The organism is Anoxybacillus sp. PDR2 (genome assembly GCF_009834045.1).
GTDB lineage: Bacteria > Bacillota > Bacilli > Bacillales > Anoxybacillaceae > Anoxybacteroides > Anoxybacteroides rupiense.
The window spans coordinates 3,351,273-3,376,074 of the sequence record NZ_CP047158.1 but is presented as its reverse complement, the minus strand read 5'-3'; the positions used below and the strand labels follow the sequence as shown (position 1 = coordinate 3,376,074).

Annotated in this window: 27 protein-coding genes and 1 tRNA gene; 25 read left to right on the top strand and 3 right to left on the bottom strand. The window is 44.5% G+C overall.

Features of this window, described 5'->3' with window-relative positions:
* Positions 1-5: 5 nt before the first annotated feature.
* The 12 genes from lgt (at position 6) to hisIE (ending at position 9,937) form a co-directional block, all read left to right on the top strand.
* The gene (lgt, locus tag GRQ40_RS16300) at positions 6-815 is read left to right on the top strand and encodes a prolipoprotein diacylglyceryl transferase (RefSeq protein WP_159720375.1); all 810 of its coding nucleotides are present in this window, start codon (positions 6-8) and stop codon (positions 813-815) included.
* A gap of 16 nt (positions 816-831) precedes the next feature.
* Entirely contained in the window at positions 832-1,767 is a 936-nt protein-coding gene (locus GRQ40_RS16295) for a nucleoside recognition domain-containing protein (RefSeq protein ID WP_080860192.1), read from the top strand.
* The gene (gene ppaX, locus GRQ40_RS16290; protein WP_044741457.1) at positions 1,767-2,408 is read left to right on the top strand and encodes a pyrophosphatase PpaX; all 642 of its coding nucleotides are present in this window, start codon (positions 1,767-1,769) and stop codon (positions 2,406-2,408) included. Before GRQ40_RS16295 ends, ppaX begins: the two co-directional genes overlap by 1 nt.
* Positions 2,409-2,411: 3 nt before the next feature.
* Positions 2,412-2,906: an acyltransferase gene (locus tag GRQ40_RS16285; protein ID WP_066149679.1), complete on the top strand. Its 495-nt coding sequence runs from the start codon at positions 2,412-2,414 to the stop codon at positions 2,904-2,906.
* Between the two features lie 489 nt (positions 2,907-3,395).
* Entirely contained in the window at positions 3,396-4,568 is a 1,173-nt protein-coding gene (locus tag GRQ40_RS16280) for an ATP phosphoribosyltransferase regulatory subunit (protein ID WP_159720374.1), read from the top strand.
* Between the two features lie 103 nt (positions 4,569-4,671).
* Positions 4,672-5,295 carry an ATP phosphoribosyltransferase gene (gene hisG / locus GRQ40_RS16275; RefSeq protein WP_066149684.1) on the top strand — a complete coding sequence of 208 codons (624 nt, stop codon included), beginning with the start codon at positions 4,672-4,674 and terminating at the stop codon, positions 5,293-5,295.
* A gap of 17 nt (positions 5,296-5,312) precedes the next feature.
* The gene (gene hisD / locus GRQ40_RS16270) at positions 5,313-6,599 is read left to right on the top strand and encodes a histidinol dehydrogenase (protein WP_159720373.1); all 1,287 of its coding nucleotides are present in this window, start codon (positions 5,313-5,315) and stop codon (positions 6,597-6,599) included.
* Positions 6,593-7,180 carry an imidazoleglycerol-phosphate dehydratase HisB gene (hisB, locus tag GRQ40_RS16265; protein ID WP_044741452.1) on the top strand — a complete coding sequence of 196 codons (588 nt, stop codon included), beginning with the start codon at positions 6,593-6,595 and terminating at the stop codon, positions 7,178-7,180. Before hisD ends, hisB begins: the two co-directional genes overlap by 7 nt.
* Positions 7,181-7,816, top strand: coding sequence for an imidazole glycerol phosphate synthase subunit HisH (gene hisH / locus GRQ40_RS16260; RefSeq protein WP_066149693.1), 636 nt, complete (start codon positions 7,181-7,183; stop codon positions 7,814-7,816).
* Complete coding sequence (hisA, locus tag GRQ40_RS16255) at positions 7,816-8,553, top strand: 1-(5-phosphoribosyl)-5-[(5-phosphoribosylamino)methylideneamino]imidazole-4-carboxamide isomerase (RefSeq protein ID WP_066149696.1); 738 nt, start codon at positions 7,816-7,818, stop codon at positions 8,551-8,553. Before hisH ends, hisA begins: the two co-directional genes overlap by 1 nt.
* Entirely contained in the window at positions 8,550-9,308 is a 759-nt protein-coding gene (gene hisF, locus GRQ40_RS16250; protein ID WP_066149699.1) for an imidazole glycerol phosphate synthase subunit HisF, read from the top strand. The genes hisA and hisF overlap by 4 nt, the downstream gene beginning before the upstream one ends.
* On the top strand, positions 9,305-9,937 hold the full coding sequence (gene hisIE, locus GRQ40_RS16245; RefSeq protein ID WP_159720372.1) for a bifunctional phosphoribosyl-AMP cyclohydrolase/phosphoribosyl-ATP diphosphatase HisIE: 633 nt from the start codon (positions 9,305-9,307) through the stop codon (positions 9,935-9,937). The genes hisF and hisIE overlap by 4 nt, the downstream gene beginning before the upstream one ends.
* Before the next feature lie 234 nt (positions 9,938-10,171).
* Here hisIE and GRQ40_RS18815 read toward each other — a convergent pair whose 3' ends face one another.
* Complete coding sequence (locus GRQ40_RS18815; protein WP_255357513.1) at positions 10,172-10,306, bottom strand: hypothetical protein; 135 nt, start codon at positions 10,304-10,306, stop codon at positions 10,172-10,174.
* A gap of 316 nt (positions 10,307-10,622) precedes the next feature.
* Between GRQ40_RS18815 and GRQ40_RS16240 the strand changes: the two genes are divergently transcribed.
* The 7 genes from GRQ40_RS16240 (at position 10,623) to GRQ40_RS16210 (ending at position 17,056) form a co-directional block, all read left to right on the top strand.
* Entirely contained in the window at positions 10,623-12,080 is a 1,458-nt protein-coding gene (locus tag GRQ40_RS16240; protein ID WP_159720371.1) for a tetratricopeptide repeat protein, read from the top strand.
* A gap of 92 nt (positions 12,081-12,172) precedes the next feature.
* Complete coding sequence (gene trxB, locus GRQ40_RS16235; protein WP_080860070.1) at positions 12,173-13,120, top strand: thioredoxin-disulfide reductase; 948 nt, start codon at positions 12,173-12,175, stop codon at positions 13,118-13,120.
* Between the two features lie 312 nt (positions 13,121-13,432).
* On the top strand, positions 13,433-13,891 hold the full coding sequence (locus GRQ40_RS16230; protein ID WP_066149713.1) for an 8-oxo-dGTP diphosphatase: 459 nt from the start codon (positions 13,433-13,435) through the stop codon (positions 13,889-13,891).
* Positions 13,892-13,906: 15 nt separating this feature from the next.
* Positions 13,907-14,800: an RNase adapter RapZ gene (gene rapZ / locus GRQ40_RS16225; protein ID WP_066149716.1), complete on the top strand. Its 894-nt coding sequence runs from the start codon at positions 13,907-13,909 to the stop codon at positions 14,798-14,800.
* Entirely contained in the window at positions 14,797-15,759 is a 963-nt protein-coding gene (gene yvcK, locus GRQ40_RS16220) for a gluconeogenesis factor YvcK family protein (protein ID WP_044741443.1), read from the top strand. The genes rapZ and yvcK overlap by 4 nt, the downstream gene beginning before the upstream one ends.
* Positions 15,760-15,816: 57 nt before the next feature.
* Positions 15,817-16,773 carry a DNA-binding protein WhiA gene (gene whiA / locus GRQ40_RS16215; RefSeq protein WP_044741442.1) on the top strand — a complete coding sequence of 319 codons (957 nt, stop codon included), beginning with the start codon at positions 15,817-15,819 and terminating at the stop codon, positions 16,771-16,773.
* Positions 16,774-16,798: 25 nt separating this feature from the next.
* Positions 16,799-17,056 (top strand): HPr family phosphocarrier protein, encoded by a 258-nt coding sequence (locus tag GRQ40_RS16210; RefSeq protein ID WP_044741441.1) that lies wholly within the window; start codon positions 16,799-16,801, stop codon positions 17,054-17,056.
* A 220-nt stretch (positions 17,057-17,276) separates the two neighbouring features.
* On the opposite strand, the gene clpP is transcribed toward GRQ40_RS16210, so the two are convergent.
* The gene (clpP, locus tag GRQ40_RS16205; protein WP_044741440.1) at positions 17,277-17,867 is read right to left on the bottom strand and encodes an ATP-dependent Clp endopeptidase proteolytic subunit ClpP; all 591 of its coding nucleotides are present in this window, start codon (positions 17,865-17,867) and stop codon (positions 17,277-17,279) included.
* A 453-nt stretch (positions 17,868-18,320) separates the two neighbouring features.
* On the opposite strand from clpP, the gene GRQ40_RS16200 reads away from it, so the two are divergent.
* A tRNA-Arg gene (locus GRQ40_RS16200) sits at positions 18,321-18,392 on the top strand.
* 380 nt (positions 18,393-18,772) lie between these two features.
* Here GRQ40_RS16200 and GRQ40_RS16195 read toward each other — a convergent pair.
* On the bottom strand, positions 18,773-19,279 hold the full coding sequence (locus GRQ40_RS16195) for a DUF3189 family protein (RefSeq protein WP_044741439.1): 507 nt from the start codon (positions 19,277-19,279) through the stop codon (positions 18,773-18,775).
* Positions 19,280-19,734: 455 nt separating this feature from the next.
* Here GRQ40_RS16195 and rpoN point away from each other — a divergent pair, with 455 nt between their 5' ends.
* The 5 genes from rpoN (at position 19,735) to pgk (ending at position 24,792) form a co-directional block, all read left to right on the top strand.
* Positions 19,735-21,033, top strand: a complete 1,299-nt coding sequence (gene rpoN, locus GRQ40_RS16190) for an RNA polymerase factor sigma-54 (protein ID WP_066149724.1) — start codon at positions 19,735-19,737, stop codon at positions 21,031-21,033.
* Between the two features lie 12 nt (positions 21,034-21,045).
* Positions 21,046-21,291, top strand: a complete 246-nt coding sequence (locus tag GRQ40_RS16185; protein WP_066149727.1) for a glutaredoxin family protein — start codon at positions 21,046-21,048, stop codon at positions 21,289-21,291.
* Positions 21,292-21,420: 129 nt separating this feature from the next.
* Complete coding sequence (locus GRQ40_RS16180) at positions 21,421-22,455, top strand: sugar-binding transcriptional regulator (RefSeq protein ID WP_044741436.1); 1,035 nt, start codon at positions 21,421-21,423, stop codon at positions 22,453-22,455.
* A 31-nt stretch (positions 22,456-22,486) separates the two neighbouring features.
* Positions 22,487-23,494: a type I glyceraldehyde-3-phosphate dehydrogenase gene (gene gap, locus GRQ40_RS16175; RefSeq protein ID WP_066149730.1), complete on the top strand. Its 1,008-nt coding sequence runs from the start codon at positions 22,487-22,489 to the stop codon at positions 23,492-23,494.
* Between the two features lie 113 nt (positions 23,495-23,607).
* Positions 23,608-24,792, top strand: a complete 1,185-nt coding sequence (pgk, locus tag GRQ40_RS16170; RefSeq protein ID WP_080860078.1) for a phosphoglycerate kinase — start codon at positions 23,608-23,610, stop codon at positions 24,790-24,792.
* Positions 24,793-24,802 lie beyond the last annotated feature (10 nt).

Genomic DNA, 24,802 nt, shown 5'->3' with positions numbered 1-24,802 from the left:
ATAAGGTGGATCCAGCGATTCAGCCATTAGATCGTGTATTTTTACACCTTGGTCCTATCACTATTTATTGGTATGGAGTGATTATTGGAACAGGCGTGCTGCTTGGACTGTGGATTGCGACGCGAGAAGCGGTCAAGCGTGGATTGGCAAAAGAAACATTTGTGGATCTCGTTTTATTAGCTGTTCCGATTGCGATTATTTGTGCCCGTACATATTATGTGATGTTTGAATGGGATTATTACGCGAAGCATCCTGCTGAAATCCCTAAAATTTGGGAGGGAGGCTTAGCCATCCATGGAGGCTTAATTGGCGCAATCATTACGGGAGTCGTCTTTGCCAAAAGGCGGGGCATTTCGTTTTGGAAACTGGCCGATATTGCAGCGCCTAGCATTATTTTAGGCCAGGCGATCGGCCGTTGGGGCAACTTTATGAACCAAGAAGCGCACGGCGGACCAGTGACGCGCCATTTTCTTGAAAGCTTGCACCTTCCAGATTTTATTATTAACCAAATGTATATCAACGGCCAATATTATCATCCGACTTTTTTATATGAGTCGATTTGGAATTTGATGGGCTTTTTCTTGCTGATCATGTTGCGTCGGATCAATTTGCGACGCGGTGAGTTATTTCTCAGCTATTTAATCTGGTATTCGGTCGGTCGCTTTTTTATCGAGGGAATGCGGACAGATAGCTTAATGCTGACAGATCATTTGCGGATTGCCCAAGTTGTCTCCATTGCCCTGGTTGTGTTAGCGGCCGGATTGTGGATGGTACGGCGGGTAAAAGGATGGGCAAAGGAGCGTTATTTAGATTAGAAAAGGGGGAAGCGGATTGGTCGAGACGGTCAAAAAAGGGCTGGCAGTCGGCGTGAAGACGACGGGAGCGCTTGGAAAAATTATTTTTCCGGTTACTCTTATCGTATCGATTCTGCAGTATACGCCGATTTTGCCGTGGATCATTCGAGTGGTATCTCCGCTGATGAAATGGATCGGCCTGCCAGGGGAGGCTGCCATTCCTCTTGTGTTGGGGAATTTTTTAAACTTATATGCTGGAATTGGCGCGATTTTGACGCTGCATCTGACGGTAAAAGAAGTATTGATTTTAGCTGTCATGCTTTCGTTTTCCCACAATTTGCTTGTGGAAGTGACAGTTGCTGGAAGAGTGGGGGTCCATGTAGCTTTAGCTGTTGGTGTTCGCGTTATGCTGGCGATTGTTTCTGCGCTCCTCATTCATCTGATTTGGCAGGGAGGAGATGAGGTGGCGCAATATGGTATGATCTCTAGCTCTTCAGCAGAGTTTTCCGGATGGGGACCTGTCGTTTGGGCAGGCGTGAAAAAAGCATTGTTCGGAATTATGCAGCTCGCCATGATTGTCATTCCGCTCATGGTCGGGATTCAAATTTTGAAGGATTTAAAATGGCTTGATGTGTTTTCACGTTGGATGTCCCCATTGACGAAAATGCTTGGAATGAAAGAAAATACGTCGATGACGCTGGCGGCGGGACTTTTATTTGGTTTGGCATATGGAGCGGGAGTCATGATTCAGGCGGTACAAGAGGATGGTGTATCGAAGAAAGATGTCACGCTTGCTTTTCTGTTTCTTTCTGCGTGCCATGCGGTGGTAGAGGATACACTATTATTTGTTCCGCTTGGCATCCCGGTATGGCCGCTTTTGCTGATTCGCTTGACAACAGCTGTTCTATTGACGATGATGGTCGGATTTGTTTGGAATGTTTATAGAAAAACAGGGAGAAGGGAAGCAGCCTAATGAACATTCGCACGATTTTATTTGATTTGGATGGCACGCTGATTGATACAAATGAACTCATTATCCAGTCATTTTTGCATACGTTGGAAACCTACTATCCCGGAAAATATAGACGGGAGGATGTCCTGCCGTTTATCGGTCCGCCGCTTTACGATACCTTTGCTGCGCTTGATGCAGCACGGGTAGAAGAGATGATTGCGACCTATCGGGCGTTCAACCATCGCCAGCACGATGCGCTCATAAAAGAATATGAAACGGTATATGAAACGATTGCCGTGCTACACCAGCACGACTTTCAATTGGGAGTCGTGACGACAAAAATGAACGCGACGGCGCTGATGGGATTAAAGCGGACAAAGCTTGATCCGTTTTTCCGCTGTGTTGTCGGGCTGGATGACGTACAAAACGCGAAACCGCATCCTGAACCGATTTTGAAGGCGCTTGAGCTTTTAGGTTCTGTTCCAGAAGAAACGCTCATGGTTGGAGATAATTATCATGACATTTTGGCGGGAAAGCAAGCGGGAACAAAGACGGCAGGAGTAGCATGGGCCATTAAAGGAAGAGAGTATCTGGAGAAGTATGAACCAGACTTTATGCTTGAGAAAATGAGTGATTTATTGGCGATTGTAGGGGTGGAATAAATTTTGAGACGAACGACAAAATATCCGGTATCTGGAGCCAATTCGTTGTGGCAAGTGTATAAAACGGTCTCGTTTTGGAAGGTGTTTAAAAATGTAGTGATCATTCAAATAGGGCGCTACACGCCATTTATGCGGCTGAAAAATTGGCTGTACCGCACATTTTTGCATATGGAAATTGGCGAGAAAACCGCACTTGCGTTTATGGTGATGCCGGATATTATGTTCCCAGAAAAAATCAAAATTGGCCGCAATTCGATTATTGGCTATAATACCACGATTTTAGCGCATGAGTATTTGATTGATGAATATCGCCTAGGCGATGTCATCATCGGCGATGAAGTCATGATCGGCGCGAATTCCACCATTCTCCCGGGAGTGGTCATTGGCGATCGCGCGATTGTGGCTGCAGGAACGGTGGTACACAAGGATGTGCCTCCAGGTGCATTTGTGGCCGGCAATCCGATGCGAATGATCCGTATGAATAAGCCGCTTTCATAAGATGAGAGGCGGCTTTTCTTTTTTCTATAGCGTAGTGTACAAATATAGGCTGATAGAAAACATCATCGCCATTGGTTAAGAGGAGTTCATCATTTGTATCTTTCAAGAGAATTCGTTTGGTACAGTTAAATGAGCTTTTTGACGGTTGAAGGCAAGTCCATCAGCCTTTGATAGCGGTTCGCCGAACGAATGGAAAATATGTGTGTTCGTATCCATAGGTGTTGTCGATTCACTTTTTATGCGATGGATGGGATATAGACGGCAGGCGCTTGTCCATAAATAGCGATTTCTTATGCTTAGGCAGGAGAAATGTTGTTGATGGACCATTTTTATTATGGAAAGCATGAATTCATTAAGCTTCTTGTAGTGATTAGTGCTATTTTGAATCATCTTAACCTTGACGTAAGCCCCGACAAGGAGTAAACTACAAATAACTTCATCTCTCTACCATATTAGCAAACTAAAGTATTTCGGTAAAGGCGGGTTACTATGTCTAGAAAGCTGTTTATGTTTGAAAAACCGTTGGGGATGCGCGATACATTACCTTTTTTATATAAAGCGAAGCAGCACGTCCGCCGAACAATGGCGAATGAAATTGAACAATGGGGATACGAGTTTATTGAAACTCCGACGTTAGAATATTACGAAACGGTTGGTACTGCTTCAGCGATTGATGACCATCAATTGTTTAAGCTTCTTGATCAGCAGGGTCATACGCTTGTTTTGCGTCCTGATATGACGGCGCCGATTGCCCGCTTGGCTGCGTCAAAGCTTTACGAAAGCGGAAATCCGCTCCGGTTGGCTTATCATGCGAATGTGTTTCGCGCCCAGCAGCGAGAGGGAGGGCGCCCGGCCGAATTTGAACAAATTGGAGTGGAATGCATCGGCGATGGCACCATTGCCGCAGATGCAGAAGTGATTAGCTTAATGATTGCCGCCTTAAAACAGATAGGGCTTGATCGATTTACAGTCACAATTGGACATATTGGCTATGTTCATGCGCTATTTTTAGATATTTTAGGAAATGAAGAGCGTTCCAATACGTTGCGCCGCTTTTTGTATGAAAAAAATTACGTTGGTTACCGTGAACATGTCAAATCATTGCCGCTTTCCTCGATCGATAAGCAGCGGCTTTTAAATCTGCTTGAATTGCGCGGTGGAGCCGAAAGTATTGAGAGGGCGCTCGAGCTGGTGGATAGAGAGAACGGAATCGACACGATTGCCGAGCTGGAGCAGCTGTATGAACATCTCAAACTGTATCAAGTGACGGAACATATTAAGTTTGATTTCAATCTTGTGAGCCATATGAGCTATTACACGGGAATTTTATTTGAAGTATATGCAGAAAAAGTCGGCTTTCCGCTTGGAAACGGCGGGCGTTACGATGAATTGTTGGAAAAGTTTGAACGAAAGGCTCCCGCTACCGGATTTGGGATTCGGGTCGACCGGTTGATTGAAGCGCTAGGCGAACCGGAGGAGAGCCGGGAGATCCATTGCATTATTTTTAGTCAAGAAAGGCTTTCAGAAGCGATTCAATTGGCGAATCAGCGGCGAAAAAACGGTGAAAAAGTCGTTATGCAGCACATATCGGGAATCGAAAATATTGATGCTTGCGCAAAACAATATCACCACATTACTTACTTAATTGGTCAAAATTCATGATCACGAAATGCTTGTGATCCATGATGGAAGGCGGGTTCCCGCCGTTGCCGCTTTTGTGATTGGATGAATATGTGCCGGTTCATGGTCAAGGGAGGAATAGCGTATGTTAACCGTTGCGATGCCAAAAGGCCGCATTTTTGAAGAAGCGGTGGAGCTGCTGCGTCGAGCCGGCTACCGGCTTCCGCCTGAATTGGATGAATCTCGTAAGCTGATTATCGATGTTCCCGAAGAGAAGATGCGTTTTATTTTGGCGAAACCAATGGATGTCAGCACATATGTTGAGCATGGTGTCGCTGATGTAGGGATTGCCGGAAAAGATGTCATGCTAGAAGAGGAACGGGATGTGTATGAGATTTTGGATTTAAAAATCAGCCCATGTCATTTAGCCGTTGCCGGGTTGCCTGATGGAAAAATGAATCGGATTGCGCCAAGAGTGGCGACGAAATATCCGAATATTGCCTCCAGCTATTTTCGCGAAAAGGGAGAGCAAGTTGAAATTATTCACTTAAACGGCTCTATTGAACTTGCGCCGCTCGTCGGATTGGCGGACCGAATTGTCGATATTGTTTCGACCGGAAGAACATTAAAAGAGAATGGGCTGGTGGAGCTAGAGAAAATTGTGGAGGTAACCTCTCGCTTAATTGTGAATCCAGTGAGTTATCGCATGAAGGCAGCGCCTATTCATGAGTTTGTCGAGCGGTTATCAGTCATCATTGGCGAGGAATGAAAGGGGTGGAGTGTGACATGAAGATTGAGCGACTGACGCGCGCCTTATCATTGAAGCGATCGATCGAAACGGGGACCGAACAGCAAAGACAGACAGTCCGAACTATTATTGAAGAGGTACGGCGCAAAGGAGATGTGGCCTTAAAGGAATATACGGAAAGATTTGACGGCGTCTTACTTGAATCGTTGCAGGTATCAAAGCAGGAAATGGACCAAGCTTATGAGCAACTGGATTCCTCCTTGATTGCCATCATTCGCGAAGCGGCGGAAAATATTCGCGAGTATCATGAACGCCAAAAGCGGGAGTCTTGGATGATGATGAAGGAGGACGGAACGATCCTCGGTCAGAAGATCACACCGCTTGATGCGGTCGGGCTTTATGTGCCGGGCGGTACAGCGGCTTACCCCTCTTCTGTTTTAATGAATGTCATTCCCGCACAAGTAGCAGGAGTCAAGCGGATTGTGATCGTATCTCCTCCCGATGACCAAGGCAGCTTGCCGGCAGGAGTGCTTGTCGCGGCTTGCGAGCTTGGAATTCAAGAGATTTATAAAATCGGGGGTGCCCAAGCGATCGCCGCCCTTGCTTATGGGACAGAAACCATTCAGCCGGTTGATAAAATTTTTGGTCCAGGCAACATTTATGTGGCGCTGGCGAAGCGGGAAGTGTTCGGGCAAGTGGCGATCGACATGATTGCCGGACCGAGTGAAATCGTGGTGCTAGCTGATGAAACAGCAAAAGCGAATGAAATTGCCGCTGATCTTTTGTCACAGGCTGAGCATGATGAGCGCGCTTCCAGTATCCTTGTCACCCCTTCCATGAAATTGGCGCTGGAAGTCGCGAGCGAGGTAGAAGCACAGCTGGAAACGCTGCCGCGCAAGGAGATCGCCGCTGCCGCTATCGAACAATATGGAGCGATTTATGTGACCGAGACGATGGAGGAAGCGATCGCCGCCGTTAATGAGCTGGCTCCGGAGCATTTGGAAATGATCACGAATGATCCGATGAGCCTCGTTGGACAAATTCGTCACGCTGGCGCGATTTTTTTAGGGCGGTTTAGCTCTGAGCCCGTAGGCGATTATTTTGCCGGCACGAACCATGTGCTGCCTACGAATGGAACGGCTCGTTTTTCAAGCGGATTGAGCGTCGATGAGTTTGTTAAAAAATCGAGCCTTATTTTATACAGCGAACAGGCGCTAGTGGCTAACGCCGCAAAAATTGCTGCGCTGGCGCGGCTAGAAGGGCTGGAAGCACATGCGCGGGCTGTAGAAGAACGTTTGAAAAATCAAGGGGGAGAAACATCATGAGAAAGGCTATGATTTCACGAACGACCAATGAAACAGATATTCAATTGGAACTGACGCTGGAGGGCGAGGGAAAAGCGGAGCTTGAAACAGGAGTGCCGTTTTTAACCCATATGCTGGATCTTTTTGCGAAGCATGGGCAGTTTGATTTACAGGTAAAGGCTGTCGGCGATATTGAAATCGACGACCATCATACAACGGAAGATATCGGAATCTGCTTAGGGCAGGCGCTTCGAGAAGCTTTAGGTGATAAAAAAGGAATTAGACGCTATGGCAACGCGTTTGTGCCAATGGACGAGGCGCTTGCACAAGTCGTGATTGATTTAAGCAACCGACCGCACTTTGAGTTTCGTGGCGAATTCCCAAGCCCAAAAGTTGGGACGTTTGATGTGGAGCTTGTGCATGAATTTTTATGGAAGCTGGCCTTGGAGGCGCGCATGAACTTGCATGTGATTGTTCATTATGGCCGCAATACTCACCATATGATTGAAGCGGTGTTTAAAGCGCTGGGGAGAGCATTGGCTGAAGCGACGATGATTGACCCGCGTGTAAAGGGAGTTCCATCGACGAAAGGAATGTTATAAATGATTGGCATTATTGATTATGGAATGGGCAACTTATACAGCGTCAGCAAAGCGCTAGAGCGCTTGAACTATGAATCTATCGTTTCAGGGAACGTGGATCAGCTCAAGAAAACGAAAGGCCTTATTTTGCCGGGGGTCGGATCTTTTAAAGATGCCATGCACATCTTGAATGAAACAGGGCTGTCTGATTTTATTCGTGAAGCGGTGGAAAACGGAACGCCGCTGCTTGGAATTTGTCTTGGGATGCAGCTTTTGTTCGATGAGAGCGAGGAGAATGGCAGGACGGAAGGGCTTCGGCTATTAAAAGGCCGCGTTGTCCGTTTTCCGGGAACGACCTCAAGTGGTGAAGCGTATAAAGTACCGCATATGGGATGGAATCGTCTGCACATTCGTTATCCGTCTCCGCTTTTTAAAAATGTCGAAGAAGGATATGTCTATTTTGTTCACTCATACTATGTCGATTCAACCGATCAAGAGGTTGTGCTGGCAAGCAGCACATATGATGTGGAAGTTCCGGCTGTCGTGGGTCAAAACTATTTATTTGGAACACAATTTCATCCGGAAAAAAGCAGCAGCATCGGAATGAACATATTAAAAAATTATGCGGATCTTGTAGCAAGAAAGGAGAACGAATGATGACGGCGTTTACCATTTATCCGGCGATCGACATGCGCGGCGGCAAGTGTGTTCGGCTATTACAGGGCGATTATAATAAGGAAACGGTATATGGCGACTCGCCGTTTGAGATGGCGCGTCTATTTGCCAAGCAGGGAGCGCAATGGATTCATATGGTCGATCTCGATGGCGCAAAGGAGGGACGCCGTATCCATGATCGCTTTGTCATTGAGGTTGTCCGGCAGTTAAAGGTGAATGTGCAAGTGGGCGGGGGCATCCGTACGGAAGAGGATGTCGCTTACTACTTGGATAACGGGGTGGCTCGCGTGATTTTAGGCAGCGCTGCTATTTCCAATCCTTCTTTTGTCAAAAAAATGCTGACCACATACGGCGAGCGCATTGCGATTGGCATTGATGCTAAAAACGGCTATGTGGCAACAGAAGGATGGTTGAATACATCGAATGTCAAGGCGGAAGAGCTGGGAAAAGAACTGGCGGAGGCTGGAGCGCAGACGTTTATTTTTACCGATATTGCGACGGATGGCATGCTGTCTGGGCCGAATATTGAAGCGGTTGCCGATATGGCGCGGGCAACCGGACGGAATGTGATCGCTTCAGGAGGAGTCCGTTCTCTCCATGATTTGCGAACATTGAAGCCGTTTGTCCATGAAGGAGTAACAGGAGCCATTATTGGAAAGGCATTGTATACAAATCAGTTTACTGTTGCTGAGGCGTTAAAGGTGGTGCAGGGCGAATGATTACAAAGCGCATTATTCCTTGTCTTGATGTGAAGGATGGCCGCGTGGTAAAAGGGGTTCAATTTGTGCAGTTGCGCGATGCGGGAGATCCAGTTGAATTGGCGGAATTTTACGACGAACAAGGGGCCGATGAGCTGGTGTTTTTAGATATTTCCGCTTCCCATGAGGGACGAAAAACCATGATCGAAGTCGTTGAGAATGTCGCGGCACAGCTTGCCATTCCGTTTACAGTCGGCGGCGGAATCCATTCGTTAGAAGATATGAAGCGCATTCTTCGCGCTGGTGCGGATAAGGTGTCTTTAAATACGGCGGCAGTCATCCGTCCCTCGCTTATTAGTGAGGGAGCTGATTTTTTCGGTTCACAATGCATAGTCGTAGCGATCGATGCCAAATACGATGAAGAGCTCGGTTCTTGGCGCGTCTATACACATGGAGGGCGCAAGCCGACGAATTGGGAAGTGGTCGAATGGGCCAAGCAAGCGGTAGAGCACGGCGCAGGTGAAATTTTATTAACAAGCATGGACTGTGATGGAGGAAAAAACGGTTTTGACCTTGAGCTTACAAAAAAAGTGAGCGAAGCTGTTTCCGTTCCAGTCATTGCTTCGGGAGGCGCGGGCCATGCAGAGCATTTTGTTTCGGCGTTTCTTAAAGGAAAAGCCGACGCTGCTTTAGCTGCCTCGATTTTTCATTATAAAGAAACGTCTGTTAAAGAAGTAAAAGCCTATTTGCGCGAGAGAGGAGTGCACGTCCGATGAATATTTCTAATATTCGTTTTGATGAAAGAGGGCTCGTTCCCGCTATTGTGCAAGATGCGCAAAGCAAGGAAGTGTTGACACTTGCTTATATGAATGAAGAGGCGCTGCAAAAATCGCTTGAAACAGGGGAAGCATGGTTTTATAGCCGCTCCCGCCAAGAGTTGTGGCATAAAGGAGAAACCTCCGGGAATACGCAACGCATTCTTGAGATGCGTTATGATTGCGATCAAGATGCTCTCCTTATGCTGGTAGAACCGCAAGGGCCTGCCTGCCATACCGGAAGCTATTCTTGTTTTTCCGAAACGATCCACGGCGAAGCAGCTGGCGCATACACTGACCGCTTCTCCATTGTTAATCAGCTTGAACAAATTATCGCCAAACGTGAAGCGGAGCGTCCGGAAGGGGCGTATACAACTTATTTATTTGAAAAAGGAATTGATAAGATTTTAAAAAAGCTAGGCGAAGAAGCAACCGAAGTCGTTATTGCAGCCAAAAACCGCAATCCAGAAGAACTAAAATGGGAAGTTGCCGATTTATTGTATCATTTGCTTGTCCTGTTGCGTGAACAAAAATTGCCGCTTGATGCCGTGCTTGCTGTATTAAAGGAGCGCCATGCAGCAAAAGAGTAATTTTTGAGCTGGTTCATAATCGTTCGTATTGCGATTGGAGCCAGCTTCTGTTATGTTTAAGTGACATATCCGTTGCCTAAAGGTGCTGCCTGTCCCCTTTTTCCTCAGATTAAAGGTGTTGAAGCGTTAGTCCCTCGCTAGCTGTCAATAGATGGCTTTTCACACTTCCTTAGTTCAGAGCCCCGCAGTTGAAAAGATCGGACTCTCTCGAGGAGATGAATGATGATTGGCTAATCACCGGCTGCATTCTGAAGAAAAAATAAACAACCCCAAGTGTGTTGCTTGTCCAATAAAAAACAATTGACCTTGCTTGATTCCTAGCTTTTCTGCCATAATCGGCAAGCCATCGCTTGCCGACTGGGCATGCATCTGGCGGGAAAAGCCTCTTTCTAGCTAGCTCGATCATTCCATGTTTTTAGTAAAATAATGGATCATCAACATTTGTGATCTATATCATTTGATGTGAGGGTTGTTTTTTGAATTGTTGAGTGTTTCTCCTATATTCGCATGATAAGGCAACTCCGGATCCTGAAAAAATGAGGCTCTTCTCTTTTGGAGCAGCTTTATTGTGTCAATTCTTCAGGAATGGATAATAAAACAAAAATTCAGCTTATATCGCTTATACAGTTTTAAGAGAATATGTTATACTTCTTTTCGGTGAATTCAGCGGAACATGGAGGACTAGATGGGAAAACAATTAAAACGAAAACGATCAGCAGCGAAGGTCATTCCGTTTGTGCAAAGCGGAGAGTACTACTTTAAAAAAGGGTTAATTGCTTATAAACGTGGCGATTTGGCGCGAGCGAAAAAATATTTGGAGCGGGCTGTGCAATTGAATGGTCAAGAAGCGATGTTTGCTTTTCAGCTTGCGGTTGTATTGACGGAGTTAGGTGAATATCAAGCATCTAATCAGCTGTTTCTGACCGTTGTTCATGAGCTTGATCCCGAAATGAGTGAATGCTTTTATTTTTTAGCTCATAATTATGCTCATCTTGGTCTATTTCGCGAGGCGATGAATCATGCGCAAACCTATTTAGAGCGTGAACCGGATGGTGAATTTTTGGAAGAGATTGAAGATTTAATAGAGCTTTTAAGCATCGAATATGAAGATGATGAGTTTATCAGTCAAGAGGATTTGATCGTAAAACAAGAAAAAGCGCGCTCGTTACTGGAAAAAGGGGATTTTCCGGCAGCAATTGAAGTGTTGGAAGCGATGGTTGCTGAATACCCGGAATTTTGGTCCGCATACAATAATTTGGCATTAGCTTATTTTTATATGGGAAATGCTGAAAAAGCACAGAGCGTTATTAATGAAGTGCTTGAAAAAAATCCTGGCAACCTGCATGCACTTTGCAATCGGCTTGTGTTTTTTCATTACTTGCAGGATGAAGCAGAGGTCGCCCGCTTGACAGAGGAATTAGCCTGTGTGCATCCGTTTCTCATTGATCAGCGCTATAAGCTTGGCGCTACATTCGCGCTTGTCGGACGTTTTGACCTTGCTTTTAAATGGCTTCACCATTTGTATAAAATGCGGTTTCATGGTGATTTTTTATTTTATTATTGGCTCGCCTATTCTGCTTATTATACCGGTCATGCCCGTTTAGCCAAAACAGCGTGGGAAAAAGTAATCGATCTGAGCCCTGATAAGAAAGGGCAAGAGCCGTGGGGAGTGTTTGAAGAAAAAATTAAGCGGTGGATGAACGGAGCGAATATTGCTGAAGTGCTTTATGGATTATATGTCATCAGCAAATCATTGAATGCGGATGAAGTGAAAGCGTATATCCATGTAAGAGAGACAATGGAACAGCATTGGCTTGTCCGGGAATTTATTGATTATATTTTGCTTCCAGCGCAAGCAGTGGCCCCATTGTATATCGTAGACGCCTACGCCGTAATGGATGAATTATGGGAAAAAAATGTGTTAGCAGATGAAAAAATGTATATCGCTTGGTTTCATGTGTTCGCCAATGCGGTGGATGTGCTGCGAAACTTCTCCAATTATCAAGCATGGGCGGCAGCGATTGAATATGTATGGAGGCGAAATCAGGGCGAATCCGTGACACAAAAAGGAATCGGAGAAAAGTACAGTATTTCGTTATCCACTGTTCAAAAATATGTAAAACAAGTTCGAAAATGGTTATAATGAGCAAATTAATAGACGTTTATTCAGGACTTATATACGATAAAAGTAAGGAAATAATAAGCAGGTAAGTAGCGCGTAAAGGAGTGGACGCTGTGTCAGAAGAAAAAATTTATGATGTCATTATTATTGGGGCGGGACCGGCCGGAATGACAGCCGCTGTCTACACATCTAGAGCGAACATGTCGACGCTGATGATTGAGCGCGGAGTTCCAGGCGGCCAAATGGCCAATACGGAGGATGTAGAAAACTATCCAGGTTATGAACATATTTTGGGACCAGAATTAGCAACGAAGATGTTTGAACATGCCAAAAAATTTGGAGCAGAGTATGCTTACGGTGACGTAAAAGAAGTGATTGATGGCCAAGAGCACAAAACCGTTGTGGTCGGAAATAAACAATATAAAGCGCATGCGGTGATTATTGCGACAGGAGCGGAGTATAAAAAGCTAGGTGTTCCTGGGGAGGCAGAGCTGAGCGGCCGCGGCGTTTCTTATTGCGCCGTATGTGATGGCGCCTTTTTCCGCGGAAAAGAGCTTGTTGTTGTGGGCGGAGGCGATTCCGCAGTGGAAGAGGGCGTATATTTAACTCGTTTTGCTAGCAAGGTTACGATCGTGCATCGCCGCGATCAGCTGCGGGCGCAAAAAATCTTACAAGACCGTGCATTTGCTAATGAAAAAATCGATTTTATCTGGAATCATACAGTTAAGCAAATTCATGAAAAAGACGGAAAAGTGGGCGGAGTCACGCTTGTCCATACACAAACAGGAGAAGAGCGGGAGTTTTCATGTGATGGCGTGTTTGTTTATATCGGTATGCTGCCGCTTTCGAAGCCATTTGTCAGCCTTGGCATTACAAACGAAAATGGCTATATTGAAACAAACGAACATATGGAAACAAAAATAGCCGGAATTTTTGCGGCGGGCGATGTCCGTGAAAAATCGCTGCGGCAAATTGTAACGGCGACAGGGGACGGAAGCATTGCGGCGCAAAGTGCACAGCATTACGTAGAGGAGCTAAAAGAGTCGCTAAAAGTGAAATAATCACTTAACGAAACCGTAATGGATGTTTAACCGCACTGTAACACAAATGAAATAATTTTCCTGTATGCTAAAGGTAAAGTAATTGACCCCCTTTTATATAAATTTCCGTGTATGGCATGGGTACTTCCCGTGCCTCTTTTTTTGCTGTCGCAAGATACAAAGGGTATGAAGCAAAAATAGTCGGAGCCGGCTGATCTCACAGATTCATCATCGCGCTCCTATTGCGATATACGGCCGATATGCAACTAGCACCATATCGCCAGAAATAGTATAATAAAGTAAACTGTATTGAGTAATGTTGAGGTGAACGTGTTGCAACGCGTAACAAATTGTGTTTTGGTTAATGATGGGAAAATTTTGTTGCTGCAAAAACCGCGCCGAGGCTGGTGGGTTGCTCCTGGAGGAAAGATGGAGCAAGGTGAAACGATTCGCGAAGCATGTATTCGAGAATATCGGGAAGAGACGGGCATTTATTTGAAAAGCCCCGAATTAAAAGGGGTATTTACCATTGTGATCAAGGATCAGGAGCGAATTGTTTCGGAGTGGATGATGTTTACGTTTTTTGCGGATCAGTTTGATGGCGAACATGTGCCTTACTGTGAGGAAGGGAAGCTTGAATGGCACCCTGTGGAAACGATTCACCAACTCCCGATGGCACCGGGAGATCGTCATATTTTAGATTATATGTTAAAGGGCTCTGGCATGATCTATGGTTCGTTTATTTATACAGAAGATTTCCAACTGCTTTCGTATCGATTAGACCCAAGCTAAGGGGAGAGGATGAAGATGAGTACAGGTTCAACCAACGACATACAAATGGTCATTATCACTGGAATGTCGGGAGCGGGAAAAACGGTGGCCATTCAAAGCTTTGAAGATTTGGGGTTTTTTTGTGTCGATAACTTGCCACCAACCTTGCTGCCAAAATTTTTAGAGCTAATGAAGGAATCGGGGAATAAAATTAATAAAATTGCGTTAGTGATGGATCTGCGCAGCCGCGATTTTTTTGATAAATTATTGGCGGCACTTGATGATTTATCGGAGTGGTCATGGGTGACACCACAAATTTTATTTCTCGATGCGAGAGATTCTACACTAGTTGCTCGGTATAAAGAAACGCGGCGCACTCATCCGCTTGCGTCCAATGGCTTGCCGCTTGAGGGCATACGGTTGGAAAGAGAAATACTGGAGGAGCTAAAGGGACGAGCGCAAATCATCTATGATACCTCTGACTTAAAACCAAGGGAGCTGCGCGAAAAGATCTTAAAGCAATTTTCTTCACACACACATCAAACCTTTACGGTTCATATTGTGTCATTTGGCTTTAAATACGGCTTGCCTATTGATGCCGATTTAGTCTTTGATGTCCGGTTTTTGCCGAATCCGCATTACATTGAACATATGCGACCTAAGACAGGGAAGGACGAGGAAGTGTCCTCATATGTACTGAAATGGAACGAAACGCAAAAGTTTCTTGAGAAAACGATTGACCTATTGACGTTTATGCTGCCGCACTATAAGCGGGAGGGAAAGAGCCAGCTCGTCATTGCAATCGGCTGCACAGGAGGCCAGCACCGTTCAGTAGCGCTTGCTGAATATCTTGCTCAACATTTTTCGGCTGATTATAAGACGCATGTGTCTCATCGAGATATGGAAAGACGAAAGGAAAAGCATCTATGAGTAAAAAGATTGATCCGAAGATCGTTATTATTGGTGGCGGAACCGGTTTGCCTGTGCTGTTGAGAGGGCTGAAGCAATATGATGTCGATATTACTGCGATTGTGACTGTAGCAGATGATGGAGGAAGTTCAGGCCGTTTGCGGGATGAACTTGATATTCCGCCGCCAGGTGATATTCGCAATGTTCTAGCTGCACTTTCAGATGTCGAGCCGCTCGTCGTTGAATTGTTTCAGCATCGCTTCCAAAACGGAAACGGATTGTCGGGCCATTCAGTAGGCAACTTAATTTTAGCTGCGATGACCTCCATTACTGGAGATTTTGTTAAAGCCATTCGTGAAATGAGCAAAGTGTTGAATGTGCGAGGCAAGGTATTGCCGGCAGCGAATAAAAGCGTAGTTCTTCATGCGGAAATGGAAGACGGGACCATCGTTTCTGGAGAATCGAAAATCCCGTACTCTGGAAAAAAAATCAAAAGAGTTTTTTTAACTCCAGAACAGATTGAACCGCTTGAAGAAGCACTGCATGAAATTCGTCAGGCTGATTTGATTGTGCTCGGCCCTGGAAGCTTATATACAAGTATTTTGCCTAATTTGTTAGTGCCGAAAATCGGTCAAGAGGTATGCGAGGCAAAAGCTAAAAAAGTTTATGTATGCAATGTCATGACCCAAGCCGGCGAAACATTGCATTATACAGCAAGCGACCATGTGAAAGCGCTGTATGATCATATGGAGTGTGCTTTTTTGGATATGATTCTTGTCAATAGCGGAGAAATTCCTAAGGATATTCAGCAGCGTTATGCGGAAGAGCTGTCCGAACCTGTCAAGGAAGATTTAGAAAAGCTAACGGAGCTGGGAATAACCATTATCCGCGATCATATTGTAAAGTATGAAGATCGCGTGATACGCCATGATACAAAAAAGGTGGCAGCGCTGCTCGTTTCACTTTTAGAAACGTGCTAGAGTCGCACGCACCTCCTTTATCCTTTGAAAAAATCATGAAGCATGGAGGTGAGTAGGTTGTCGTTTGCGTCAGAGACGAAAAAAGAGCTAACGAATTTAGATGTCAAAGACTGTTGCTTAAAAGCAGAATTATCAGCCCTTTTGCGCATGAATGGCTCGCTGTCTTTTTCCAATCGCAAGCTTACCATTGATGTCCAAACGGAAAACGCGGCCATCGCCCGGCGCATTTATACGCTAATGAAAAAAGGATACACCGTTACCGTTGAACTGCTTGTCCGGAAAAAAATGCGCTTAAAGAAAAACAATGTTTACATCGTTCGAATTGTCGAAGGAGCGCGCGAATTACTTGAGGATTTAAAAATCTTGGAGGAATCTTTTTCGTTTGTTCGGGTCATCTCTCCAGAATTGATCAAGAAAAAATGCTGCAAGCGTTCTTATTTGCGAGGCGCTTTTCTTGCTGGCGGATCGGTTAATAATCCCGAAACCTCTTCCTACCATTTAGAGATTTTTTCACTGGACAAAGATCATAACAACTCGTTATGTGAATTAATGAACAGCCATTTTGGGCTGCATGCGAAAACGTTGGAACGCAAAAAGGGGTTTATTACGTATTTAAAAGAGGCAGAAAAAATTTCAGAGTTTCTTAATATTATTGGCGCTCATCAGGCTTTGCTGCGCTTTGAGGATGTTCGGATTGTCCGCGATATGCGAAACTCGGTCAACCGCCTTGTCAATTGTGAAACGGCTAATTTAAATAAAACGATTGGCGCCGCGATTCGTCAAGTAGAAAACATTCGCTACATTGATGAAACCATTGGTTTAAGCGCACTTCCAGATAAGCTTCGAGAAATTGCAGAATTACGAGTAACATATCAAGATGTTACATTAAAAGAATTAGGTGAAATGGTTTCAGGGGGGAAAATTAGCAAGTCGGGCATTAACCATCGCTTGCGGAAAATCGATGAGATTGCTGAAAAGCTGCGGGCAGGACAGCCTGTAGACTTCCATAAATAAAATCAGGAAAAGGGGAGGAAGGAATATGGTGGAAAAACAGGTGGAAGTGTTGTTGAAAACTGGATTGCAAGCGCGTCCAGCTGCACTTTTTGTTCAGGAAGCGAACCGCTTCTCATCGGATCTTTTTATTAAAAAAGATGGAAAAAAAGTCAATGCCAAAAGCATCATGGGTCTGATGAGCCTAGCGATCAGCTCCAGGTCTGTCATTACATTAATCGCTGATGGACCGGATGAACAAGAAGCGATTGAAGCATTGACAAAATATGTGCAAAAAGAAGGATAGTAAGAGGCTGCAGGAATGGCTGGGAGAGAGCGACTCGTTCAGGATGCTCAAACCGCACTTTGTCCGAGATTCATTCGATGCATAAAGGAAAAGGCTGTTCTTTACGGAAAAGAACAGCCTTCATATTTTCAGATTGGCTGTCCGCATTTTTCAGCCAAACGTTTTTAAAATAGTAGTAGACAAAGTCTGTTTTGACTTTGTCTACTACTGGCTGTCCGGATTATTTTTCGTCAACGCGTGCCAACACGCGGTCGATTAAACCATATTCTTTTGCTTTTTCCGCCGTCATAAAGTTATCGCGGTCTGTATCGCGCTCGATGATCTCGATTGGCTGGCCTGTATTTTCTGCCAAAATGCGATTCAGCTTATCGCGTAAGAACAAGATGCGTTTAGCGGCAATCTCGATATCAGTAGCTTGACCTTGCGCTCCTCCCAAAGGCTGATGGATCATGATTTCACTGTTTGGAAGAGCAAAGCGCTTTCCTTTTGCGCCAGCAGAAAGCAGGAACGCCCCCATTGATGCTGCCATTCCAATGCAAATGGTCGAAACATCTGGCTTAATAAACTGCATCGTGTCATAAATGGCCATTCCGGCTGTAATCGAACCACCAGGGCTGTTAATATAAAGGGAAATATCTTTTTCCGGATCTTCCGCTGCTAAGAATAAAAGCTGGGAAACAATGGAGTTCGCGACATGGTCATCGATGGCACTACCTAAAATAATGATGCGGTCTTTAAGCAAGCGGGAGTAAATGTCATATGCGCGTTCACCGCGGCTTGTTTGCTCAATCACTGTAGGAATTAAATTCATGAGTTTTCCTCCTTTACCAGTCAATTAAAATCATATGTATTTCTATGATACATAATTGGTCAATGAAGGTCAAACAAAAAGCGTTTTGCCTTCTCCTCATAATTTTATTTATTCGCTATTCTGTTCCGATATCCCTTTTTTCAGCATATCCGCTTTTTTGTTTTTTAAACAGACGTATTGCTGAAGAAAATAGATTTTAAATTTTTAACATATCCACCGAGAAGTCTCCCTCCTTTAAACGGAGTGAAGGGGGGAAGTTCATCTGTTAGTAAGCGTTTTGCCCGATATAAACGCAGCTTAAACGATAGCTGAGAGGTCGGCGGCCGAAGACACAAATCTATGGACTTGTTTTTTCTATAATGAATCAATCTTGCTTCTTATTTCCATAGCATATTTTCCTCTTGCAAAAAAAAACGTTCTTCATTATAATGGAACATGCGGCTAACCAATCATGCCCTCGTAGTGTAGTGGATAGCACGAGAGATTCCGGTTCTCTTAGCGTGGGTTCGAATCCTGCCGAGGGCGTTCCAACTATCCTACCGGTTCGGATTAAATTTCCACAGCTCCTTGATACGACTGCATTTGCGGTCGTTTTTTATTTTTCTAAAATCTGAAAAAATCCTGCCGTTTTTGAAAAAATTTTGCATGAGACAGTTCCGGCGTTGTTGAATCCATTTGTCGGGACTCTTTTCGCCGATGACATACGAATCAATCTCTTTGCGGGCAAGGCGTCATGGGGATGCTGGACCCTTTTTATTGGGAAAAATCAAAGAACATGTTGAGGGGGGATTCAAATAAAGAAGCAGTGGAGAAACGGACGGGTTGCTTCTTCTCTGTTTGTCAGGAAGAAAAAAGGATGGTTATTTTCGGGCATTTTTGGCACGAAAATAACCAAGAGATAGATGTTATTTGAAATTTTGATTTTCTAATACAACGACTTTTTTTTCTGTCGATTGACCGATTTGCTTTGTAAATTCAACGAGACGAAGAATATCATGACAACATTGTTTGGCACCTAAAACTAATAAGGGGACGCCAATAAAATCGATGTGCAATCCTCTTGAAAAAAACCCTCCCATTGTCATGGCAAATGGAACCGTTGGCGAAGTATTAGAAAAAATAATCTTTTCGTGATGGCTATGTTTTTCTTGTAGCAACGTAATGAAATTTACCAATGCTTGAACGACTAATTTGTTTCTTTTTCTGCCAATGGTATACACAGAATTTCCATCTTCATCGATTCCGTGGAAGAAAAATTTTCCGAAATCATCCTTTGTCAGTTTGTTAAAATAGTCCGTATTTAAAATTTCTTCTTTCGTCAGCTCTCGATCCAAAGGCAGCTTTTTTAAATGGTAGGCTGCTGCTAGTGCCGTGCTATGTGTTCCAGCGTAGTCATTATATATGTAAATCACCCAATCACCCTCTTTTAATCCTATGTTGTAATAAGTAGGATTACCAGAACCCGTCGTATTTAAAAGAGCGAAAGAGCTTTCCCTTGTTCCTTTTATTGGTATGAATTTGGGATGTTTCGTGTAAAAGGTCGGATTCTGATCGGTTTTTCAGCGATAAAAACAAGAATTCAAGCAGTGTTCATTGGTTTTGAATGGATCAGCAACATCATTAGTCTGACAACGATGTGTAGGATATCGACAACATTCACCACATCTATAAAGAATATCCGCCTATACTTTCCAAAATGCTCCTGTTATCTATCTTCATAATAGCAGCAGTCCACGATCAGGAAAGGTCTTTTTTGTGTGATTTTTCGAATATATATAAAAATAATGGATTCGGATATACGGAAATTTTATTTCCTATACGTTTTGAGGATGTTGATGTACAATAATAAAGAAGGGAGCGTGAGATTATGAGAGCGGGGCTGTTTCAAGAGCAACGCTTGCACCTCTCATTAACAAAGGAACTGGCTCAAGCGATTGAATTGCTGCAGTATTCAACGCTTGAATTGCGCTCTTTTTTGCATGAGCAATCTCTAGAAAATCCTTTTCTCGAAATCAAGGATCATAAGTTTGTTCGTACTCCTAAGCAGTCAAGGAACGGAGAAACACGAAATTGGATTGAAAATATCGGGAAATCTTCCGAGACGCTTGCGTCTTATTTAAAAGCCCAGCTTCACGCTTTTCCGTTATCTGCAAAAAGACGGCAGATTTTGCATTATTTAATTGCTTCACTTGATGAGGATGGATATTTGCGAATGGAAATGAAAGAAACCGCGGCCCTGTTGTCGTTATCAGAAGAAGAACTGGAGGAAGCCATTCAGTTTTTGCAATCGCTTGAACCGGCCGGAGTGGGCGCGCGCAGTTTGCAAGAATGCCTGCTCATCCAGCTTCAGCGCCTGCCTGTTCGCCATGAACTAGCAGAACGGGTCATAGCTGATTATTTTACGATGTTTGTTGAAAAGGCATGGAAAGCGCTTGCGAAGCAGCTGAAAATCAGCATATCGAATTTGCAGGAAATATGGGATTTAATTCGCACGCTTGAGCCGCGGCCGGGCAGTCATTATGCTGCGGCGGATCCGCATTTTATCGTGCCGGATTTGATTGTCACAAAGCGTGATGGGGAGATATGTGTGTGGCTGAATGATGAGTTTCTTCCAGAAGTGATTTGGAATCACGCTTACGAAAAAAAAGTCGCCGATCAGCAGGACGAACAAATTGAATGGTTTGTGAGAGAAAAATACCGGCAATTTATGTGGTTGACAAAAAGCTTAGAACAACGTAAACAAACATTGGTTCTTGTTGTGAAGGAAATCATGGAAAGACAGAAGCAATGCCTCGAAGAAGGGCTGGCCGCACTAAGACCATTAACAATGCGCGATATTGCCGATGCGCTGAATATTCATGAATCTACCGTCAGTCGAGTGATTCGGAATAAATATGTACAGACACCGTTTGGCACCGTAGAGCTTCGCCATTTTTTTACAAACTCTCTTTCTGCGGAAAATGATAACGAAGAAGCATCTGCAGCCAAGACGAAAGAATTAATTAAAAAATTGATTGAAGCAGAGGATAAACATGCTCCTTTATCCGATCAAAAAATTGCTGATTTATTAAACGAAGAGCACCAAATTGCTATTTCCAGAAGAACAGTGGCCAAGTATCGGGAACAATTGCATATTCCATCATCTGCGAAACGAAAACGATATTAAGGTGTGAACGTGATGATTGTCCATCTTTATTCCAAAAAAGATTGCCATTTGTGCGAGAAGGCGAAAGAAATTTTAGCTGAATTGCAGACTGAACTCCATTTTACCATTCAAGAAATCGATATTTATCAAGACGATGTGTTGTTGGAACGATACCATCTGATGATTCCGGTCGTCGAAGTGGACGGGAAAGAGCTGGCCTATGGCCTTATTAAAAAAGATTTTATAAGAAAGCGGTTACTTGAATGCTTGAATAGTTGAACATCTACCATACTCCTGTTACAATTAAAAAAGAGGGCAGGAGTAATTTTTTTTGCACAAGCGGGACAAAATAAGTCACTACGGGACGTATTGTGTCCATATATTATATGCAAGGGGAAGGGAACTACATTGCGATCATGGATTGATGCACAGAAAAAATTATTGCCTGATCTTCTTGAGTTTATGCAAAAACGCTATCGCATTTTGCAGTACATTCGGCTGATGCAGCCGATTGGAAGAAGAGCGTTGTCTGGAAGCATCGGGATGAGCGAACGTGTCCTTCGCGCAGAAGTACAATTTCTAAAAGACCAAAACTTAATTACCATCACTTCATCTGGTATGCACGTGACATCCGATGGTGACGAATTGCTCAATCTTTTGGAAGATGTGATGAAGGAACTGCTCGGTTTGAAGGATTTAGAGAAAAAGGTAAAAAGTTTGCTCCCTGTCGAAGAGGTCATTATTGTTGCTGGAGATAGCGACCTTTCTCCTTGGGTGAAAAAAGAAATGGGAAGAGCTTGTGTAGCGTGCATGAAAGAAAAGCTGAGCGATCAAAGTATCGTCGCTGTGACCGGCGGAACGACAATGGCCGCAGTAGCCGATATGATGATGCCAGATCCTAAACAGCACGGCATATTATTTGTTCCTGCCCGAGGCGGATTAGGAGAGCATGTCGAAAATCAAGCGAATACGATCTGTGCCAAAATGGCGGAAAAAGCAATGGGCAATTACCGTTTGCTCCATGTGCCTGACCATCTAAGCCAAGAGGCGTATCAGTCGCTGATTGAAGAACCAGCAGTCAAAGAAGTGCTTCAACTGATCAAATCATCGAATATCGTAGTGCATGGAATTGGCGATGCGATCACGATGGCAGAACGCCGTAAAACCTCTAGAGAAGACATGGAAAAAATTAAGCAAAGACATGCTGTGGCTGAGGCTTTTGGATATTACTTTAATCAAGCGGGCGAAGTGGTGCATAAGGTGCAGACAATCGGCATTCAGCTTGAAGACATTAAACGCGTTCAGCATGTGATTGCCGTTGCTGGCGGTGCTTCTAAAGCAAAGGCGATTAAAGCGTATATGAAGCAAGCGCCTCGCTCGATTTTAATCACGGACGAAGGAGCAGCAAGAGCGTTGACGGGGGAGCCACATCCCTTAACATAACTATTTTTGAATCATGAAGGAGGAACCACCAATGGCTGTAAAAGTAGGTATTAACGGTTTTGGACGTATTGGCCGCAACGTATTCCGCGCGGCATTGAAAAATCCGAATATCGAGGTCGTAGCTGTTAATGACTTAACAGATGCGAAAACATTAGCTCATCTTTTAAAATACGATTCCGTTCACGGCACACTAGACGCCGAAGTTTCTGTGAACGGCAACAACCTTGTCGTAAACGGAAAAGAAATCGTTGTAAAAGCGGAGCGCGATCCAGCGCAACTAGGCTGGGGCGAGCTAGGAGTTGATATCGTTGTTGAATCAACAGGCCGCTTTACAAAGCGCGAAGATGCCGCGAAGCATTTAGAGGCTGGCGCGAAAAAAGTCATTATCTCCGCTCCAGCAACGAATGAAGACATTACCATCGTGATGGGTGTTAACCAAGAAAAATACGATCCAGCTAACCATCATGTGATTTCAAATGCTTCTTGTACAACAAACTGCTTGGCGCCATTTGCTAAGGTGCTTCATGAAAAATTCGGAATCGTTCGCGGCATGATGACAACGGTCCATGCTTATACCAACGACCAGCAAATCCTTGATTTGCCTCATAAAGATTTGCGCCGTGCCCGCGCTGCTGCTGAATCGATTATTCCGACAAGCACGGGCGCTGCCAAAGCGGTGGCCCTTGTTTTGCCTGAGCTAAAAGGCAAGTTAAACGGTATGGCGATGCGCGTGCCAGTATCGAATGTATCTGTTGTCGATCTTGTAGCTGAGCTTGAACAAGAAGTAACGGTAGAAGAAGTAAATGCAGCGCTTAAAGCAGCAGCAGAAAACGAGTTAAAAGGCATTCTTGCTTACAGCGAAGAACCGCTTGTCTCTCGCGATTATAATGGCAGCCCGGCATCATCTACGATTGATGCGCTTTCTACAATGGTCATGGAAGGAAAAATGGTCAAAGTGGTTTCTTGGTATGATAACGAAACAGGCTATTCAAACCGCGTGGTAGACTTAGCTGAATATATTGCCTCAAAAGGTTTATAAATCTATTTGTCTTAGTCGCTCATTCAAGTCTATAATAGTGAAATGGAGAGGGGAGCGGGGGGAGTCCCCCACTCCCTTTCGTATGCAGAAACCATTGAAGGAGGCCGTTTGCCATGAACAAGAAAACCGTCCGCGACATGGATGTCAAAGGGAAGCGCGTTTTTTGCCGAGTTGATTTTAATGTCCCAATGCAAGATGGACGCGTAACAGATGACACACGCATTCGCGCTGCATTGCCAACCATTCAGTATTTGTCAGAACAGGGGGCGAAAGTGATTTTAGCGAGCCACCTTGGCCGCCCGAAAGGAAAAGTAGTAGAAGAAATGCGTTTAACGGCGGTGGCGGAACGCTTAAGCGAGCTGCTTGGTAAAAAAGTAGTGAAGACAGATGAAGCCTATGGAGAAGAAGTAAAAGCGGCCATTGCTGCTATGAACGAAGGCGATGTCCTGCTGCTTGAAAATGTTCGCTTCTATCCGGGCGAAGAGAAGAACGACCAAGAGCTAGCTCAAGCCTTTGCAGAATTGGCTGACGTCTATGTCAATGATGCTTTTGGCGCTGCGCACAGAGCTCATGCGTCCACAGAAGGAATCGCGCATTACTTGCCAGCAGTGGCAGGCTTTTTAATGGAAAAAGAGATTGAAGTGCTTGGCAAAGCACTTTCCAATCCAGAGCGTCCATTTACTGCCATCATTGGCGGCGCGAAGGTGAAAGACAAAATCGGCGTCATTGAAAATTTACTTGATAAAGTCGATCATTTAATCATTGGCGGCGGCCTTGCTTATACGTTTGTGAAAGCGTTAGGTCATGAAATCGGCAAATCGCTGCTCGAAGAAGATAAAATCGAGCTGGCGAAGTCATTTATGGAAAAGGCGAAAGAAAAAGGCGTAAAATTTTATATGCCGGTTGATGCCGTCGTAGCCGATGACTTTTCGAATGCCGCAAACAAAAAAGTTGTAAGCATTGATAATATTCCAAGCGATTGGGAAGCATTGGACATCGGTCCAAAAACGCGCGAGCTGTATCGCGATGTGATTTTGCAATCTAAGCTTGTCATTTGGAATGGACCAATGGGAGTATTTGAGATGGACGCATTTGCCGAAGGAACGAAAGCAGTAGCACAGGCGCTAGCTGATGCGAAGGGTACATATACGGTCATCGGTGGCGGCGATTCCGCGGCAGCTGTTGAAAAATTTGGATTGGCTGAAGAAATGGATCATATCTCAACTGGCGGCGGCGCGTCGCTGGAATTTATGGAAGGGAAGCAGCTCCCTGGTGTGGTTGCGTTAAATGATAAGTAATCAGAAGGAG